Raw genomic sequence first — 17,906 nt, forward strand, 5'->3', positions numbered from 1 at the left:
CGCCTCCTAGAGATCAGACTATGGTACGCCTACTCGTTATCGATAATCACGACTCCTTCGTCTTCAACATCGTGCAGCTGCTCAGAGAGCATCCACGTGTTACCTATGACCTGATCCGTGAGGACGAGCTATGCGGAGATGAGATGGCCCGATACGATGCTCTACTCCTCTCCCCCGGCCCCGGCATCCCCGAGGAATACCCTCGGATGATGAGACTCATCGCAGAGGGGATAGGGCACTACCCGATACTAGGTATCTGCTTAGGACACCAAGCCATCGCACAGCACCTCGGAGCAACCCTCCGCCAGCTTCCCCACCCCCTACATGGTCATCCTGCACCTCTAATAGATATCGACCCTAGTGACCCCATTGTCGGTAGGATCGCAGAGGGTAGTATCGTAGGGCGCTACCATAGCTGGGTAGTGAGTCAGCAGAGCCTTCCCTCGAGCATTATCCCTACGGCTTATAGTCAAGGGGGAGCGGAGGGGCACGAGCTAATGGCCTTCAGGCACTGCGAATATCCAATCTTCGGACTACAGTTTCATCCCGAGAGTATGATTACCACCTCTGGGAAGATCTATATCGAGGGCTTTGTGTCTGTCGTAGAGCAAGAGATACAGACGCGCAAGTCACCACCCAACATCATCGACTAGTCAAAGTAGCAACGGCTATGTACTTCCACGACATCATCGGACAAGACCTCATCAAGGCCGAACTCATCGCCTCTGCTCAGCAGGGGATCGTCCCACATGCACAGCTCTTCGTAGGGCGTGATGGAGAGGGGGCTCTAGGCCTAGCCTATGCCTACGCACGCTACCTCAATTGTACCCATCGAGGTGCGCATGATGCCTGCGGGCACTGTCCGTCGTGCAAGCGATATGATACGTTTGCTGAGCAGGATCTATTCTACCTCTTCCCCATCATCAATACTTCGGGAAAGAACCTCGCAGAGGATGTGCTTCCCCTGTGGCGTACCCTCTTGGCTCGTGGCCCCTATATACGCTATGAGGAGTGGCTCTCCCTCCTCGGTGGGGATGGCAAGAAGGCCTCTATCTTCGCACGCGAAGGAGAGGTGATCCAGCAGCACTTCAGCTATCATATGGCAGGGTCGGGCTATCGAGTCCTAATGATTTGGCTCCCTGAGCGAATGCAGGAGGCTCTGGGTAATAAGCTCCTCAAGCTCGTCGAGGAGCCTCCCCTACGCACCGTCATCCTGATGGTTACGATGGAGGAGCAGGGTGTACTCGGCACACTACGCAGTCGCATGCAGACTGTACGTCTACGTCCTCTAGCCCCTATGGAGATCGAAGCAGCCCTACTAAGCCTCCCCGAAGGGGGGAGAGAGGGCGCTGATGCCACCCTCGCAGCTCACCTCAGTGAGGGGAACTATCGTGTGGCACTAGATACCTTCAGAGGAGAGAGTGAGCAACAGGCTATACTAGAGCGACACCTACAGCGTGTCCTACGTGCTACGGTAAATGCCCAGCCTATCGAGATGAAGATACTAGCGGACGACCTTGCCTCGCTAAGCCGTGACGAGCAGCAGGCTCTGCTGGAGTACCTAGCACGTATGTTCCGAGAATTCTACCTCTTCAACCTCGATCTGCCGAAGCTCAACTACCTAACCCCCAAAGAGACCAGCATCGCCAGCTACCTACGTAGCTGTATCACGGGGCATGTCGTACGTGCCGTGGAGGAGGAGCTAGACCTAGCGCGACGACACATCGCTCAAAACGTCAATAGCAAGATGGTCTTCTTTGACCTCATCCTGCGCCTAACAGCTAAACTCGCCTTGAGCTACAAGCGCATGAAGATACGCTAAGCTCAAGAGCGCTACTCTACTACGCACTCTATGTCTCATGCACCTAATCGTCTCTGTATCGTATAGGGGGCTATGAAGGCTAGAGGTCGGGACATCAGGAGGCGATAAAGACCATAGCATGGCAAGCAATAGCTAGAGGGGGGATGGTGCTTCGTGCACCATCCCCCCCTTTGTATTTAGTGAGCTAAGACTCGTCTAAGAGATCGTCTTCCTATAGAGCTGAGGTACGCAGAGCTCTATGAGGTCCAGGACGTGCTCGAAGCCCTCGGCGCCTCCGTAGTAAGGATCAGGGATATGATCCTTGGGGGCATCATCAGCCCAGTCTGTCAGTAGGGAAACCTTCTGCGCTGTCTCAGCCGTAGGAGCTAGATCTAACAAGCGCTCCCTATTCGCACTGTCCATACCTATGATATAGTCATAGTGGAAGAAGTCCTCATAGGTAATCGGGCGTGAGCGAGAGGTGAGTTCGTAGCCACGTCGTGCGGCATGGGCTCGCATACGACCGTCGGGGAGCTCGCCCTCGTGGTGTGCGATGAGCCCTGCCGAATCGATGTCGTAGCGATCACAAGCTCCTTGCTCCGAGACATAGTGACGGAAGATGCCCTCTGCCGAGGGGCTTCGACAGATATTACCAAGACACACGAAGAGGATACGTACCGGTCTCGTGGCCTCGACGCTTGGGGTGGGGTTCGTGACGCTCATTAGTAGATGCTTAGGTCACCGATCGTCACCTCGGGTACATCGTCTACAGTCTTGGTGACGACTAGGCGAATAGTACGTCCTTCGACTGGCTTTGAGAGTTCAAGGGAGACCGGGATAGGATTATGCTTGATGTTTGCGAGCTCCCCCTCTGCTACTTCCTGACCATCGACATATAGCTTGTAGCGCTGGATATGTCCACGTGCATCTCGCTGCTGGGAGGGAGTATAGGTAAGCGAACTGATCCTCCTAGGCTGATCCAGCTCCAGTGTGAGAGCACGTACCCCACGAGGGAGGGTGACTGTAGAATAGCCGTTCCCATCGAAGAGCTTTGTGCGTAGATCATCTGCGAGCTCTGGGGTCTTTACCTTGGAGAGAGAGTACCCTAGGCTGTAGGTAGCCTGAGCCTTATCCTTGTTGCTAGCACTAGAGACACGAGCATGGATGGTCGTGAAGTCATCGGGTAGATAGAAGGGGGCAGTGTAGGGCTTCCAGAGGTCGTGTGTAGCACCGGCGTTGCGGGGTACCAGCTGATACTCGATGTGAGCATTACGTGCCGTAGTCGAGATGTAGACACTGTCTCTGCTATCACGGCTGATACGAGGAGCCTCTAGGACCTCAGGGGCTAGATAGGCAGCGACCTCTGCGAGGCACACAGGACCACGTGTATCCGTGATGATTAGGCGAAGCGCCTTAGCCTTCACTGCCTCGAAGCGGATAAGACGCTTATATCCGATAGTCGTCAAGCTATCCTTGGTCTCGATGGGGCGGAAGGCGCCATCACGACCAGCGACCTCTAGGCTAAAGCTACGTACTCGTTGCCCAAGGGCAATGTACTCCTGTAGGGCTACATTATTGATGAGCTCTTCTCGAGGGAGGATTAGCGTGAGGCTAGCCGTCTTCTCGCCATCGGGGATAGCCCAGTAGGTGTCGGGGTTACCATCATTGACATTACGAGGCTGGAAGCTACGTCCAGGACGAGTAGCAGAGGCTCGAGCTGTGGCCTTGCGAAGTTTATTATCTCGGAAGGATGCCTTAATATGGTCATGCCAAGCGATCAGACGAGCAGAGTCCACGGCGGGGATCTTCCCATCGAGGTTAATCGGACAGTTCAGCAGGAGGTTGGCATTGCGCCCGACACTCTCGTAGTAGATGTTCACGAGGTTAGCTACCGAGCGCACCTGATGATCCTCACGATGGTGGTAGAACCACCCTGGGCGAATGCTCACATCCACCTCACCTGGTAGCCACTGGCTGGCATCCTCCATACCCCACTGAGCCTGAGTATAGTGCTTCTGCTTGGACTCGTCGTACATTGCCCAGTTGGTCTCACCAGCCCATCCACGTTCGTTGCCGATCCAGCGGATGGTATGTGTCGTCCCTCCGAAGATCATGATGTTGGGGTTGTTGCGCAGCAGCATCTTCGTTGCCCCCTCGTAATCGTAGTAGGTGAGCGGGTCGATCTTGCGAGCAGAGTCGGCACCACCATACCAGCCCGTACCGCCATTGGCACCGTCGAACCAGTACTCGAAGAGCTCCCCATAGTTCGTCGTGAGCTCACGGATCTGCTCGTGGAAGGTCTTCTGATACTCGGGGAAGCCATAGCGGGCATTGTTACGATCCCAAGGGGATAGGTAGATACCGAAGCGTAGCCCATGCCTGCGGCAGGCCTCACTCAGATCCTTGACGAGGTCGCCCTTACCGCCCTTCCACGGGCTATTCTTCACCGAATACTCGGTGGTCTTGGTGGGCCACAGACAGAAGCCATCGTGGTGCTTAGCGGTAAGAATAATCCCCTTCATACCGGCACGCTTGAGAGTAGTGACCCACTGCTCGACATCAAGTACGGGTGGGGCAAAGGTCTTTGCAGGCGTATTGCCATAGCCCCACTCTAGGTCATTGAAGGTATTGAGTCCAAAGTGTATGAAGGCATAGGTCTCTAGGCGTTGCCAGTCGATCTGTGCCTGAGTAGGGATGGGATAGACGGGCTTGGGCGCCGAAGACTGTGCCGAGAGCCCTTGTCCTAGTGCTATGCCTGAGCAGAGCCCTAGGGCTAGGAGAAGTAGTTGCTTCATCGTGACGAAGGGTATATGATATATCAAATTATACGCCACGAAGATAGAGAATTTCCATATACCACACATAGGATATATCCCAAATGGGAGACCCTCCGATGCCTGACAGGCCTGCACCTGATTTCAGTGATGATCTGTTCCCCCCTCGGCACTCGAGGGTATTAGCTTATGTTCGAAGGGTACCTTGGTTGTACCACTGAGTACCTAGACGTTAGCCTCAAGATGTACACCTACAAAAGAGCCCCACAGAGGACATACCTAGAGCGAGGTTGTGTACACGTGGGTACACAATTGTATACACGCGTATACACAACGGTATACACGCAGGTATACTTTTCGCCCCTAAATAGTAGGTATATGCTATGCAAACCTACACCCGTAGTAGCAGTACTCCTATCCAATCGTATGCTCCCCTGGCTACCTCAACTTCGCCCCTTAGTAGCTTTAGGAGTTATCTCTATCCTGAGCCCTAGATAGCCTGGCTGTCCTCTCCTTCCGCTGCTCCTATCTATCGGTATCTCCTCGCCCGCACCCCATGGGAGACCCAACACTAGCCCAAGGGATCTATGAGAGGAGGGGGAGTATGGGATAGCATACCTTGTCGAGCTCTGTATTTCAGATATACCGAGAGCCACACGACGAGGATGTAGCTGTAGCTCCATACACTCCTATAAAGAATGCACCATCACCTACACCAAGCGACGAAGTCACTCCCAACAAACGGGGTGGCGAGGACATATAACGATCGTTCCCATCATCTATTCATGGTCATAAGAGCATACCCGGGAAGCCCGAACTAGAGCGGGAAAAATCTAGGGGGACGGGGTATCTAGGTAATTCGTATCTTTGCGACACAACTCGTTCTAATTGGTTTGACATGCAGGAGAAAATACTCATTCTTGACTTTGGCTCACAGACGACCCAGCTTATCGGTCGGAGACTACGTGAGCTCAACACGTATTGCGAGATCGTCCCCTACAACAAGCTCCCCCAAGATCTCACCGGCATAGCAGGTATTATCCTCTCTGGGAGTCCCTACTCGGTCTACGATAGTGAGGCCTTTCGGATAGGGCTCCAGGAGCTCCGTGGGAAGCGTCCTCTACTAGGGATCTGCTATGGGGCGCAGAGCATAGTCCATCAGGCAGGTGGCAAGGTAGAGCCATGCGACAGCCGTGAGTACGGCCGTGCACACCTCTCGATCCACCACGCCAACGATCCTCTGATGAAGGGGATCACCCAGGGGACGACCGTATGGATGTCTCATGGAGACACGATCACTGAGCTCCCCAAGGGCTTCCGTATCATAGCTAGCACGGAGGACGTAGCGGCAGCAGCCTTCCGTATCGATGGCGAGCAGACCTGGGGCGTACAGTTCCACCCCGAAGCCTTCCATACGGAGGAGGGGCTCAAGCTCCTAGGCAACTTCCTAAGCGTCACGGGTATTCGTGGTAACTGGACTCCTGCCTCCTTCGTAGAGCATACCATCCAGCAGCTGAAGGAGCAGCTAGGAGAGGACAAGGTCATCCTCGCCCTCTCTGGTGGCGTAGACTCCTCCGTCACCGCCGTACTCCTACACAAGGCTATCGGCAAGAACCTCACCTGCATCTTCGTCGATCACGGACTCCTACGCAAGAATGAGTTCACCAACGTCCTCAGAGACTACGAGCACCTCGGACTAAACGTCATCGGGGTGGATGCTCGTGCCAAGTTCCTCTCTGCACTGAAGGGAGTCACTGATCCCGAGGAGAAGCGTAAGATCATCGGCCGTGGCTTCATAGAGGTCTTCGATGAGGAGGCTAAGAAACTCCAGGGGATCAAGTGGCTAGCCCAAGGGACGATCTACCCCGACGTCATCGAGAGTCTCAGTATCACGGGCACCGTGATTAAGAGCCACCACAACGTAGGGGGGCTACCCGAGCGCATGCACCTGAAGCTCGTCGAACCTCTGCGTCTACTCTTCAAGGACGAGGTACGTCGCGTAGGCCTAGAGATGGGGATGCAGGAGCGACTGATCAAGCGCCAGCCCTTCCCCGGCCCAGGTCTCGGGATACGTATCCTCGGGGAGATCACTGCCGAGAAGATCGAGATCCTACAGAACGCCGATGAGATCTACATGGCTATGCTTCGTGAGACAGGTCTCTATGATCAGGTCTGGCAGGCTGGGGCGATCCTCCTACCTATCCGCTCTGTAGGGGTGATGGGTGATGAGCGTACCTATGAGTACACGATCGCCCTACGTGCCGTCACGAGCACCGATGCGATGAGTGCAGACTGGGCACACCTACCCTATGAGTTCCTAGCCAAGGTCTCTAACGAGATCATCAACAAGGTCCGTGGGGTGAATCGTGTCGTCTACGACATCTCCTCCAAGCCCCCCAGCACGATCGAGTGGGAGTAAGTCCCCACACGACCCTACCGTGCGAGCTATCCTATAGATAATCCTATATTGACGTGCCACATCCAGCTCCCCAGGGAGCGGGTGTGGCGTGTCCTTACTATTACAAATTCGAGAGAACAGTGTCCCAACATAAGCCCGAGACGAAGAAGATCACGACGCTACGTCTACAAGCTATGAAGCAATTAGGTGAGCCCATCACTATGCTCACCGCCTATGACTACACTATGGCACGACTACTAGATCGTAGCGGTGTAGAGATCCTCCTCGTAGGCGACTCCGCTGCCAACGTCATGGCAGGCCACTCCACCACCCTACCCATCACCCTCGACCAGATGATTTATCATGGAGCCTCGGTCGTTCGGGGCGTCCAGCAGGCCTTTGTGATCGTCGATATGCCCTTCGGGAGCTACCAGATCTCGCAGGAGGCGGCCGTTAGCTCTGCGGTGCGTATCATGAAGGAGACAGGCTGCGATGCGCTCAAGCTCGAGGGCGGGGAGGTCGTCTATCCCATCATCCAGCAGCTGACCACCTCGGGGATCCCCGTCATGGGACACCTAGGGCTTACCCCCCAGTCTGTACACCAGCTCGGGGGATACCGTCTGCAGGGTCAGACAGATGCTGATGCGGGCCGCCTCCTCAGGGAGGCCAAGGGGCTAGAGCAGGCAGGCTGCTTTGCTCTCGTACTAGAGAAGGTGCCAGCGACACTCGCCCGTCGAGTGGCCTCAGACCTACGTATCCCAGTGATCGGGATCGGTGCAGGTAGTGGTGTCGATGGCCAGGTACTCGTCACGCAGGATATGCTGGGGATGGAGGATAGCTTCAGCCCGAAGTTCCTCCGTCGCTTTGGTCAGATCGGAGAGGCTATTGACACTGCGGTCACCGAATATATCCAGGCCGTCAAGACTCATACCTTCCCTAGTGAGTCAGAGTCCTACTAGCCCCTCTCAGAGCCAAGCGAGACCTCGCAGGGGCTCATGGGTGGCGGACTTATCTAGCAAGAGTGAATATGATGCGATTTGCACACATAGTAGACGTCAATAGCTTCGTCGATTGGTGTGATTATCTAGGTACACTGGCCTTTGCCATTAGTGGTATCCGGCTCGCTGCAGCGAAGGGCTTCGACTGGTTCGGAGCCTACGTCGTCGGCTTTGTAACGGCAGTGGGTGGAGGTACGATACGAGATATACTTCTCGACCTAAAGCCCTTCTGGCTCATACAGCCCTCGTACCTGATCATTACAGGAGTAGCCCTTACCTTCACGATTGTCTTCCGCAGGCAGGTCGTACGGCTCAATCACTCCCTCTTCTTCTTCGACGCTATTGGCCTGGGTCTCTTCGTCGTGGTGGGTGTCGCTAAGTCCTTCGCTACAGGCTATCCTTGGTGGGTCGCTGTCATCATGGGTACAGTGACGGGCTCCTTCGGAGGGCTCATCCGAGACATCTTGATCAACGATACCCCACTGATCTTCCGTACGGACTTCTATGCGACAGCCTGCCTCCTCGGGGGGATCATCTATGTCCTACTCGGGCTCTATACGAATATATCCATCGAGTGGGTACAGCTCATCTCTGCCGTCTCGGTCTTCGTCCTCCGTGTAGTGGCTGTGGCACTGCATATACAGATACCGACCTTTGACCCTACAGAGATAGAGCGCAAGGAACAGGAGGGTCTATAGAGAGCCTCTACTCCATCTTCCTCTCGAGGGTAGCAGGTATACCTAAAAGGAGAGATAAAAGGGGAGCGCCCCAGACTCATACCTATATGTGAGTCTAGGGCGCTCCCCTTTGCATTGGGACGCTAAGGGTCTCCTAGGAGAGTATCAGAAGGCTAGTCTATACGCATACTCTCTGCAGGGCGTATACGGCTCACTAGCCCGGCTGGTACGAGTACCATCAGGAGGATCAGTAGGAGCGTCCCGAGGTTGATCCCGATCCATGCCAACAGGTCAAAGTGTATGGGCACAGAGCTCATGAAGTAGTTGGCAGGGTTCAGGTGAATGATCTTGAATTGCTTCTGTAGCAGACAGAGGATCAGCGCCAAGACATTGCCCCAGATCATCCCCCTCAGGATGAGGTGTCCAGAGAGGAGGAGGAAGACCTTGCGAAGTAAGCTATTCGTCGCCCCAAGCGCCTTGAGGATACCGATCTGCCTACTCTTGTCTAGGACGAGAATGATAAGCCCCGTGATCATAGAGAAGCCAGCGACAAGAATCATCAGCCCCAGGAGCGCATAGACATTGGTGTCTAGGAAGGTAAGCCAATTGAAGAGCTCTGGCTGGAGCTCCTGCCCGAGGTTCATCCCATAGTCCTCATTGGCTATTAGGTCAGGATGAGCCTGTAGTCTAGTGATCAGCTTATTCAGCTCCTTCTCTGCATCTCCAGGGTGACGCAGCATGATCATGAGACGGCTATAGGAGTCGCTCCCCCATTGGTTGAGTCGCTGGAGAGAGATCATAGGGCAGAGGGCTGGAGAGAGCTCTAGCCCTGTGGACTCATAGATCCCAACGAGCGTATAGACTCGGACACGCATCTTGTCTCCAAAGAAGTAGATACGCACCTTCTCCCCGAGCTCACAGCCCATGCGATCGGCCACATGTGTAGGTAGGGCGATCTCAGGTGCCTCGATAGCCTCAGGAGAGACGTTGGGTAGGCGTCCCTCTCTGAGACTATTGACGAAGTAGTCACTCTTGAAGGAAGGATCGATCCCATAGAGTAGGATCCCAGAGAAGTCCTCCTCGGTCTTCAGTAGCCCCGCTTCCTGCACGATAGGCATCACCCGCTCGATATAGGGCTCACGCCGTAGGAAGTTGAGGAGCTGATTGGATACCTTGACGGGGGTATTAGAGTTTCGCCAATTACTCCCATAGCTATTGAGGCTAATGTGCCCCGTCTGGCTGAAGGCAAACTCGTGGATCTGCTCCCTGAAGCCTAATATAATCGCTACAGAGAGGAGCATTACACTCAGACTAAGGGCTATCCCTATAGTCGTCAGGCGCAGAGAGCCCGAGGTGCCATTTGCGCCTCGCTGCTTGGCTCTCTGTAGACCTTGGGCGATGAAGGTACTAGGGTTCTTTGTTAGATCCATCTATTTCATTTGGCTGAGCAGAGGCCGTCGCCTCTGGTATTAAGTCACTCGGGGTCTTCTTGCCCTTGGGTCGCTTGCCCTTCGGCTTCTTTCGCTGCTCCATCTCCTGGATGTACTCTTGATCCTCTAGTATATACCGCTTGTAGAATGAGTAGAGGAACATGGTGGCAGGTAGGGCAATGAGCATCCCGAAGAAGCCCAACAAATACCCCCACACTGCCAAGACGAGGAGAATAAGCGAGGGGCGCATACCCATCGTATAGCCCATGATCCGAGGTACAAGGATCATATCCTGAATGAACTGTACGATCATCAGCACCCCATAGGCTAGGAGGAGGCAGACAAAGACGTTCTCCCCATTCTGAGCCGCCATCAGCACCCCAGCTAGACCGAGGGGGATAATCCCGAGAGCCTGCATGTAGGGGATGAAGTTGAGGATCCCGATGAAGATCCCCATAGCAGTAGCCATCGGCAGACCAATGATATTGAAGCCTATCGAGAGTAATATCCCGACACTCAGAGCGACGAGAGCCTGACCTCTGAAGTAGCTATTCATATACCGATCCAGATCTGAGCTGATCGTACGCATCGCAGGGCGTAGAGATACAGGGAAGAGGCTGATAATGCCCCGTCCGAGGTTCTCAAAGTCCAGAAGGATAAAGATAAAGTACACGATCCCCATGAGGAAGACGAAGCCCCAGGAGAAGACCGAGAGTGTACTATTGATGATCCCACCGAGCTGATCTAGGATGAGCCGTGTATTCTCGATAAGCTTATCTACGGAGAGGTTACGGGAGAAGTTGCCCCAAGTCCTATTGCTCGTCAGATAGTTACGGACACTCTTGGGGAGGAGCATGGTGATGAGATCCTGCCCCCCGTTGTAGCTAGAGATCATTTGCAGGGTCTTCTCTACCTCTTCCTTCACCGAGGGGACGACATAGATGACCGCTAGGTAGATCAGAGCCCCGATCACTAGAAGCGTCAGGACGACAGATAGCCCACGAGAGCGTAGCCTCATACGAAACTGGAAGAAGCGTACAAGAGGCATCATCACATAGGCAAATATTCCTGCCAGGAGGAAAGGCAATAGGACATCCCATATAGCTCTGAGCCCTAGGATGACGAGCACGACGACAAGTGCAAGGAGGAGTGTCCTGGCGACTCGGTCAAAGGTAAATTCGCGATTAAAGAAACGTTCCATCAGTGAGCTGATCTCTCTGTCTTTGTCTTCACCTCATAGGCGAAGGGGAAGTCTGTCGATGGGGTGCGCATGCGCAGCATCTCTCTATAGAGTTGCTCTCGACGCTTAGGTTCGCTTGCACGAAGATCCTTCGTCTCACTAGGGTCGGAGGCAAGGTTATAGAGCTCTAGTACGGGGGAGCCTGTATCGACCTTGAGAGCTACAAGCTTCCACTCGCCCTTACGTAAAGCCATCTTCCCCCCGTCCTCGTGGAACTCCCAGTAGAGGGGACGACTCGCTAGAGACTTGCTCGGTGTAGCTCCCTTCAATATACTGAGGAAGGACCTACCGTCACTACCCTTAGCCTTTGTTCCTTGGCCTATCAGTTCGGCAAAGGTCGGTAGGAGGTCCCAGAAGGCTAGAGGCACTTGACTCTTCCCCCCTGGAGCTATCTGTCCCTTCCAAGCCATAGCCATAGGGATACGTATCCCCCCCTCGTAGAGGTCACGCTTAATCCCTCGGTAGATACCATTACTATCGAAGTAGTCGGGGTCTGCCCCACCCTCTCGGTGAGGACCATTGTCACTGGTGAAGATCACGAGGGTATGCTCCTCGATACCGAGACGACGAAGTAGTGCTCCGACCTCTCCGGTATAGCGATCCAAGCGCTCTACCATGGCAGCGAAGGCTGCGTGGGCATTGGGAGAGGAGGGGTAGTCCCACTTATAGCGACTCTCATAGGGCTTAGGGGTGAGCTTCCCCTCGTAGTACTCATAGACTGCATCATGAGGGAGGTTCAGCTCGGCGTGAGGAAGGGTGTAAGTGAGCATAGCGAAGAAGGGTGCATGATCCCTCGCCGAGGTCTCGATGAAGCGGAGAGCCTCCTTATGGATCTCATCAGCAGAGTAGATGTCACGCTGCCCGTCTGCATTAGTCGGATAGTCGACACGCTCCTTCCCATGCCAGAGGTGATCGGGATAGTACAGATGAGCCATACGCTGGCAGTTATATCCGAAGAACTCATCAAAGCCTCTGTCGGTAGCCTCTGCACCAGACCCTGGATAGCCTAGCCCCCACTTCCCAAAGATCCCAGTACGGTAGCCTGCTCCTTGGAAGAGTCGCCCAAGCGTCATACGATCTGCTACGGGGGACTGTCCCTCGGGATTAATCTCCTTGTTGCCTCGTATCTGTGTATGTCCCGTATGCATACCCGTCATGAGCGAAGCTCGAGAAGGGGCACTGACGGAGCAGCCTGCATAGAAGTCTGTGAACTGTATCCCCGCTCGTGCCAATGAGTCGAGGTGAGGTGTACGGATAAGCTTCTGTCCATTGAAGCCCACGTCAGCATAGCCAAGGTCGTCGGCTATGATGAAGATGACGTTGGGTAGTGCCTTCTTATTCTGTGCTGAGAGGACGGAGAGGGCAGAGGTCGAGATAAGAGAGAGGAGTGCTATTCTATTCATAATAACTATAAGTCGAGGTAACGTACATCGGCCGCCTCTGTACCATTCAGGTTAACAAGGGCAGCAGTAAACATCCACTTTACAAGGCGTACTTCACGGGTAGTAAATGCTCCTATGGGGAGCTTGATGAAGAGTTGGTTCCACCCCTTCTTCAGAGTAATAGGGATGGGAGGACGCGAGCAAGCATTCTCATTACCAAGGGCAGAGGTAAGGGTAGGGATAGTGTGTGTATTGGTCCACACCGGAGGTATGATGGTCTTCCCATTGACCCAGACCCTACTCTCTCGGTGATCCCAAGCACCGGGAGGTGGCGGGAGGTCCTTCTCCGAACGGCTATAATTCTGTGTCTCGAAGAGTAACCCGACCTTCTGCTCCTTAGGTGAATTGACCCATGCCATAGCATAGCTGGTATGGTCAGTCTCTGCCTGCTCCAAGAGGCCAGCACAGAGGTCTCCCCACACATGCCTTAGGTAGAATCCTGACCCTGAGACCATCTGTGAGGGATAGGTCTTGCCTTCGTAGGTATAGCTGGGTAGGGACTTAGGGGGAGCTATGGCACCAATAGCCTGCTCGGGGGGGAAGACCCGCCTAGGCTCTCCGCCATTGGGGAAGGGTGCGGATATGACCCAGCGGGCATCTGTCTGTCGGACATAAGGAAAGTACTCCGAAGGGAAGACCTTGCGATAGCTGAGCATTCTAGTCTCGAAGTCCTTGAATTCATTATAGGCAGGGCTCTTGGGGTCAGAGGTCATCACCTCCCGACTCGTGAAGTCGCCTCGACCTCCACCGACCCAGCTACGCTCGGCTAGAGCAAGCATCGCTGGATAGAGCTGATTCTCACGAATGATCTGCCTCGTATCTAGTGTTGCACGGTCCGTCCATATCGCTAGGAGGGCTCCATAGAGATGCTCAGTCCCCTGATCCTCGCCATAGATCCGACTATTATAGAGGCGTCCTATATCAGAGAAGAGGTCATAGTGATTGAGGTAGTAGTAGCGACAGTCTAGGGCAGGGATTCCCTTGACGGCCTTACCACGAGAGCTCCAGAGCTGGAGCATATCGACCTCTCCTTCCTGATAAGACCATCCTGGTGCCCAAGAGATCACCTTCTTGCCTAGGGAGCGTACATAGGCGACCATCTCGGGGACAAAGGTCTTATCTGTAAACCGCACCTCATCTGTACCAATATGCAGATAGGGAACATCAAAGACTTCGCAAGCCTCCTTGATGAGCGCCTTGAGGGTCTTCTTCCCTTGCTCCGTCTGCATACCATAGCCAAGCGCACGCTCAAAGGCTGCGCTATGCCCCGGCATATCGATCTCGGGAATGAGTAACACACGACGCTCTCGGCAGTATCGTACAAGCTCCCTCGCTTCCTCTTGGGTATAGTACCAGCCAGCCATGCGGGTCATGGAGCCCCTATCATTGAGCTTGGGATAGAGTTTGCTCTCTAGCCTCCAGGCTTCATTCTCTGTGAGATGCCAGTGAAAGACATTGACCTTGAAGCGAGCCAATAGGTCAATCTCTTGCTTGAGCTGCTCTAGGGGGATATAGGTGCGCCCGACGTCCATCATGAAGCCTCGCCATGGGAAGGCTGGCCAGTCAAGGATCACACGAGCCCTCCACTCTCCTCTCTCATAGAGCTGTCTCAGCGTCTGTAGTCCCCGATACAGCCCCGTCTCGGTGTAGGCTCTCAGGCTAATAAGGTCGCTGGTAATGCTTAGCTTGTAGGCTTCCTCATTCCCTTGGGGAAGTCCCTCTATATCGGTCTGTAGCTCTAGGCTTATCTGATGATCGGCTCTAGGGCTTGCCTCGATCCCAAGTTCACCGAGGAGAGCCTTTAGCTCTGTCTCTAGCCGTGCAGTAGCGAGCTGTACCTGCCCAGCACGGAAAGGCGAGACACCCCGCTGTGGGATGTCTCGCTTCACCTTGGGCAGGAGTGGTCCTGCCCATGATGTCGTGATGGAGAGGAGTAGCGCTATGAATAGGGCTAGATACTTGCTCATAGGGTCTTCTATGCTGTGGGGGAATCCCCGACAGCTAGTGAATGGGGATCTTCTCTACCCGAGCGGCATGTCGCCCACCCTCAAAGGCTGTGTCTAGGAAGGTCGAGACGATCGCCTCTGCCTCCTCCCTAGAGATAAATCGTGCTGGGAGGGATAGGACATTAGCATCGTTGTGCTCACGTGCCAGCTTAGCAAGCTCCACACTCCAGCAGAGGGCGGCTCGTACTCGTGGGTACTTATTGAGCACCATAGAGATCCCATTACCTGATCCACAGATAGAGATCCCTCGTGCTATCGTCCCCTCCTGGATAGCGCGTCCCATAGGGTGTGCATAGTCGGGGTAGTCACATCGCTCAGCAGAGTGGCACCCGTAGTCTTCGACTTGAAGACCACGGGCGATAAGCTGAGCCTTCACTTCTTTCTTCAGCTCGTAGCCAGCATGGTCGGCTGCGAGTCCTATCTTATTCGTGCAAGGCATAGTAATATGGATGAGCCACTACTTACCGAGTAGCTGTTTGACCTGTTGATAGACATTCTCAGCGGTGAAGCCTAGCTTCTCATCAAGCACCTTGTAGGGAGCGGAGAAGCCGAAGGAGTTCAGTCCCCAGATAGTACCATTGTCCCCGACGAGACCGAGGAGGTTCACAGGTAGACCAGCCGTGAGGCCAAATCGCTTGATTCCCTGAGGGAGCACCTCATCCTGATAAGCCTTGGGCTGACGGCGGAATTCCCCTTCGCTGGGCACGGCAACGATCTGTAGCTGAATGCCCTCCTGGCGAAGGAGCTCAGCTCCCTCTACGAGGGTAGAGACCTCGCTCCCGTTAGCGATTAGGACCACCTCGGGATGCTCGTCACGCTGGACGATGTACCCACCACGCTCAGCAGACTGAGCTGCCTCTCCTCGGGTCTTGCCTTCGGGGGCAGGGAGGTCCTTGATATTCTGACGAGAGAGGATGAGCGCAGATGGAGTATGGACATTCTCCATAGCCATGCGCCATGCCACCGTCGTCTCCTCGACATCAGAGGGGCGAAGTACAAGTAGGCTATTAGCACCACTATGATTCTGTAGCTTCTCCATCAATCGGATCTGTGCCTCCTGCTCTACGGGCTCGTGGGTAGGCCCATCCTCACCCACACGGAAGGCATCATGCGACCATACGAACTTTACGGGTAGCTCCATGAGGGCTGCCATACGCACAGCAGGCTTCATGTAGTCGGAGAATACAAAGAACGTCCCGCATGCGGCTATCACACCGCCATGCAGTGCCATACCGATACATAGGCAAGCCATCGTGAGCTCTGCTACGCCTGGCTGGAGGAAGGCGCCCCTAAAGTCTCCACGAGTGAGGACTCGGGTCTTCTTGAGGAAGCCATCCGTCTTGTCCGAGTTGGATAGGTCGGCAGAGGCTACGATCATATTCTCTACCTGCTGTGCGAGTACACCGAGGACAGTGGCAGAGGCTGCGCGAGTAGCTTGGTCGGGCTTTTGCTCTACCTTAGACCAGTCGATGACAGGGCTTACACCCGAGAACCATCGGTCGAGCTTCTCAGCCCGATCCTTGTTGTCCTGACGCCACAGAGCCTCTTCCTTCTTGCGCTCCTCAGCGAGCTGTCGGAGCACGTCAAGGCGAGCCTGATACATAGCCTCTACCTCGGGGAAGATGCGGAAGGGGTCGTTGGGGTCACCCCCTAGGTTCTGCACCGTGGCCTCAAACGAAGCCCCAGCAGCCGAGAGTGGCTGTCCGTGGGTGCTCACCTTACCCTCGTAGCTTGTACCATCAGCACCGACAGCCCCACGAGCCATCGTGGTATGTCCGATGATCAGGGTAGGCTTGCCGACGATAGACTTTGCCTCTGCCAGAGCCTTGCGGATCTCACTTGCTGATGAGCCATCCACCTCTAGCACGTGCCATCCCCAAGCCTTGTACTTCATCGCTACATCCTCTGTATCGACTTCGTCCACCTTGGTAGAGAGCTGGATGTTGTTTGCATCGTAGAACATGATGAGGTTGTCCAGCCCCAGGTGCCCTGCTATACGCCCTGCACCCTGAGAGATCTCCTCCTGCACACCGCCATCAGAGATATAGGCATAGATCGTCTGGCTCATCACCCAGCCTAGTCGCTCGGCGAGGAACTTGGCGGCGATCGCTGCTCCCACAGCGAAGGTGTGCCCCTGTCCAAGTGGCCCTGAGGTATTCTCCACACCTCTCAGGACATCCACCTCGGGGTGTCCAGGGGTGGGACTGCCCCACTGTCTGAACTGCTGGAGCTCCTGCATCGAGTACTTACCGATGAGTGATAGCTGAGCGTAGAGCATGGGCGACATGTGTCCTGGGTCAAGAAAGAAGCGATCCCTACCCGGCCACTTGGGGTCGTTGGGATCGAAGATGAGGAACTCTGAGAAGAGCACATTGATAAAGTCTGCACCACCCATAGCACCGCCTGGGTGTCCACTCTTGGCACGCTCGACCATCGAAGCAGCTAGGATACGGATGTTATCGGCTGCTCGGGTCATCAGTTGTTCATTGTTCATGAGCTGTGATGTTATTTGTTCGCTGTCCTTGCTATACATGCAGATAGCATCAGGGTCGCATACCTATCCTAGGACACTCAAAGATACAACAAATTTAACTCCTCCCGCCAACCATACCTAGCATCACTACCTACCCACCTCACCCATCCCACACCCATATATATTAGGTATAGCAAAGGAGAGGATCCTCGCTGCATCTCTAGCTGTCTAATACGGGTTCCTTCCTCGTGCTCCTTCTCCTGTCAGCTCACCCCTCCCTCATAGACAGACACACTCGATCGGAAAAGAAGGAACGCATAGACCAAGCAAACCTCTGACAGAAAGAAGATTAGGACACGGAACAGATTCCCTAGATAGAGCAATGCAGATGAAGGGCTATACAGCCATTCCGAGAGCCCTAACAGAGGACACGTAATGAACGCTAGAGAGGACTCGGTATGTTCGCTCCAATCACCTTACATAGGTGACGACTGCGAACATACCGAGAGCGCTTCCCCGTTCTCGGTATGTTCGTTTTAGCCCTCTCGGAGCGTTCGGTAAAGAGCGTGTTATATAAGCACCTATAGGAGGAGAAAAGATAGGATACCACCTCGCCATCTTAGGGGGAGGGCCGACGCATGATCTCGCTCGCACACTCCTGCCTTTG

General features: G+C 54.5%; 13 protein-coding genes. 5 read left to right on the top strand and 8 right to left on the bottom strand.

From position 1 onward, the window contains the following. Positions 1–20: 20 nt before the first annotated feature. Entirely contained in the window at positions 21–653 is a 633-nt protein-coding gene (locus tag QZ170_RS00845; protein ID WP_297175923.1) for an aminodeoxychorismate/anthranilate synthase component II, read from the top strand. Positions 654–670: 17 nt separating this feature from the next. Further along, complete coding sequence (locus QZ170_RS00850) at positions 671–1,822, top strand: DNA polymerase III subunit delta (protein WP_297175924.1); 1,152 nt, start codon at positions 671–673, stop codon at positions 1,820–1,822. A gap of 195 nt (positions 1,823–2,017) precedes the next feature. Here QZ170_RS00850 and QZ170_RS00855 read toward each other — a convergent pair whose 3' ends face one another. Then, positions 2,018–2,524: a low molecular weight protein-tyrosine-phosphatase gene (locus tag QZ170_RS00855; RefSeq protein WP_297175925.1), complete on the bottom strand. Its 507-nt coding sequence runs from the start codon at positions 2,522–2,524 to the stop codon at positions 2,018–2,020. Beyond that, positions 2,524–4,596, bottom strand: a complete 2,073-nt coding sequence (locus tag QZ170_RS00860) for an alpha-L-fucosidase (RefSeq protein ID WP_297175926.1) — start codon at positions 4,594–4,596, stop codon at positions 2,524–2,526. Before QZ170_RS00860 ends, QZ170_RS00855 begins: the two co-directional genes overlap by 1 nt. An 877-nt stretch (positions 4,597–5,473) precedes the next feature. On the opposite strand from QZ170_RS00860, the gene guaA reads away from it, so the two are divergent. The 3 genes from guaA to QZ170_RS00875 all read left to right on the top strand — a co-directional run bounded on the left by guaA (position 5,474) and on the right by QZ170_RS00875 (position 8,669). Next, positions 5,474–6,994: a glutamine-hydrolyzing GMP synthase gene (gene guaA / locus QZ170_RS00865; RefSeq protein WP_297175927.1), complete on the top strand. Its 1,521-nt coding sequence runs from the start codon at positions 5,474–5,476 to the stop codon at positions 6,992–6,994. Between the two features lie 119 nt (positions 6,995–7,113). Further along, positions 7,114–7,932 (top strand): 3-methyl-2-oxobutanoate hydroxymethyltransferase, encoded by an 819-nt coding sequence (gene panB / locus QZ170_RS00870; protein WP_297175928.1) that lies wholly within the window; start codon positions 7,114–7,116, stop codon positions 7,930–7,932. 68 nt (positions 7,933–8,000) lie between these two features. Then, positions 8,001–8,669: a trimeric intracellular cation channel family protein gene (locus tag QZ170_RS00875; protein WP_297175929.1), complete on the top strand. Its 669-nt coding sequence runs from the start codon at positions 8,001–8,003 to the stop codon at positions 8,667–8,669. Positions 8,670–8,821: 152 nt separating this feature from the next. Here the strand turns inward: QZ170_RS00875 and QZ170_RS00880 are convergent, their stop codons facing one another. From QZ170_RS00880 to QZ170_RS00905, 6 genes are read right to left on the bottom strand one after another with little or no spacing between them, the layout of a single operon-like run. Further along, a complete protein-coding gene (locus QZ170_RS00880) occupies positions 8,822–10,078 on the bottom strand; it encodes an ABC transporter permease (protein ID WP_297175930.1) in 1,257 nt (418 codons plus the stop codon). Beyond that, positions 10,056–11,279 (bottom strand): AI-2E family transporter, encoded by a 1,224-nt coding sequence (locus tag QZ170_RS00885; protein WP_297175931.1) that lies wholly within the window; start codon positions 11,277–11,279, stop codon positions 10,056–10,058. The genes QZ170_RS00880 and QZ170_RS00885 overlap by 23 nt, the downstream gene beginning before the upstream one ends. After that, entirely contained in the window at positions 11,279–12,721 is a 1,443-nt protein-coding gene (locus QZ170_RS00890; RefSeq protein WP_297175932.1) for an arylsulfatase, read from the bottom strand. Before QZ170_RS00890 ends, QZ170_RS00885 begins: the two co-directional genes overlap by 1 nt. A gap of 5 nt (positions 12,722–12,726) precedes the next feature. Next, positions 12,727–14,727, bottom strand: coding sequence for a family 20 glycosylhydrolase (locus QZ170_RS00895; protein WP_297175933.1), 2,001 nt, complete (start codon positions 14,725–14,727; stop codon positions 12,727–12,729). Between the two features lie 34 nt (positions 14,728–14,761). Beyond that, a complete protein-coding gene (gene rpiB, locus QZ170_RS00900) occupies positions 14,762–15,205 on the bottom strand; it encodes a ribose 5-phosphate isomerase B (RefSeq protein WP_297175934.1) in 444 nt (147 codons plus the stop codon). An 18-nt stretch (positions 15,206–15,223) separates the two neighbouring features. Next, the gene (locus QZ170_RS00905; RefSeq protein WP_297175935.1) at positions 15,224–17,260 is read right to left on the bottom strand and encodes a transketolase; all 2,037 of its coding nucleotides are present in this window, start codon (positions 17,258–17,260) and stop codon (positions 15,224–15,226) included. Positions 17,261–17,906 lie beyond the last annotated feature (646 nt).

This window comes from uncultured Porphyromonas sp. (assembly GCF_905372525.1).
Lineage (GTDB): Bacteria > Bacteroidota > Bacteroidia > Bacteroidales > Porphyromonadaceae > Porphyromonas.

Bases quoted from the DNA above. Each gene is read 5' to 3' on its own strand.
- QZ170_RS00855 (WP_297175925.1), bottom strand. From the start codon at position 2,524: ATGAGCGTCACGAACCCCACCCCAAGCGTCGAGGCCACGAGACCGGTA.
- QZ170_RS00875 (WP_297175929.1), top strand. From the start codon at position 8,001: ATGATGCGATTTGCACACATAGTAGACGTCAATAGCTTCGTCGATTGG.
- QZ170_RS00880 (WP_297175930.1), bottom strand. From the start codon at position 10,078: ATGGATCTAACAAAGAACCCTAGTACCTTCATCGCCCAAGGTCTACAG.
- QZ170_RS00850 (WP_297175924.1), top strand. From the start codon at position 671: ATGTACTTCCACGACATCATCGGACAAGACCTCATCAAGGCCGAACTC.
- rpiB (WP_297175934.1), bottom strand. From the start codon at position 15,205: ATGCCTTGCACGAATAAGATAGGACTCGCAGCCGACCATGCTGGCTAC.
- QZ170_RS00905 (WP_297175935.1), bottom strand. From the start codon at position 17,260: ATGAACAATGAACAACTGATGACCCGAGCAGCCGATAACATCCGTATC.
- QZ170_RS00885 (WP_297175931.1), bottom strand. From the start codon at position 11,279: ATGGAACGTTTCTTTAATCGCGAATTTACCTTTGACCGAGTCGCCAGG.
- QZ170_RS00860 (WP_297175926.1), bottom strand. From the start codon at position 4,596: ATGAAGCAACTACTTCTCCTAGCCCTAGGGCTCTGCTCAGGCATAGCA.
- guaA (WP_297175927.1), top strand. From the start codon at position 5,474: ATGCAGGAGAAAATACTCATTCTTGACTTTGGCTCACAGACGACCCAG.
- QZ170_RS00845 (WP_297175923.1), top strand. From the start codon at position 21: ATGGTACGCCTACTCGTTATCGATAATCACGACTCCTTCGTCTTCAAC.
- QZ170_RS00890 (WP_297175932.1), bottom strand. From the start codon at position 12,721: ATGAATAGAATAGCACTCCTCTCTCTTATCTCGACCTCTGCCCTCTCC.
- QZ170_RS00895 (WP_297175933.1), bottom strand. From the start codon at position 14,727: ATGAGCAAGTATCTAGCCCTATTCATAGCGCTACTCCTCTCCATCACG.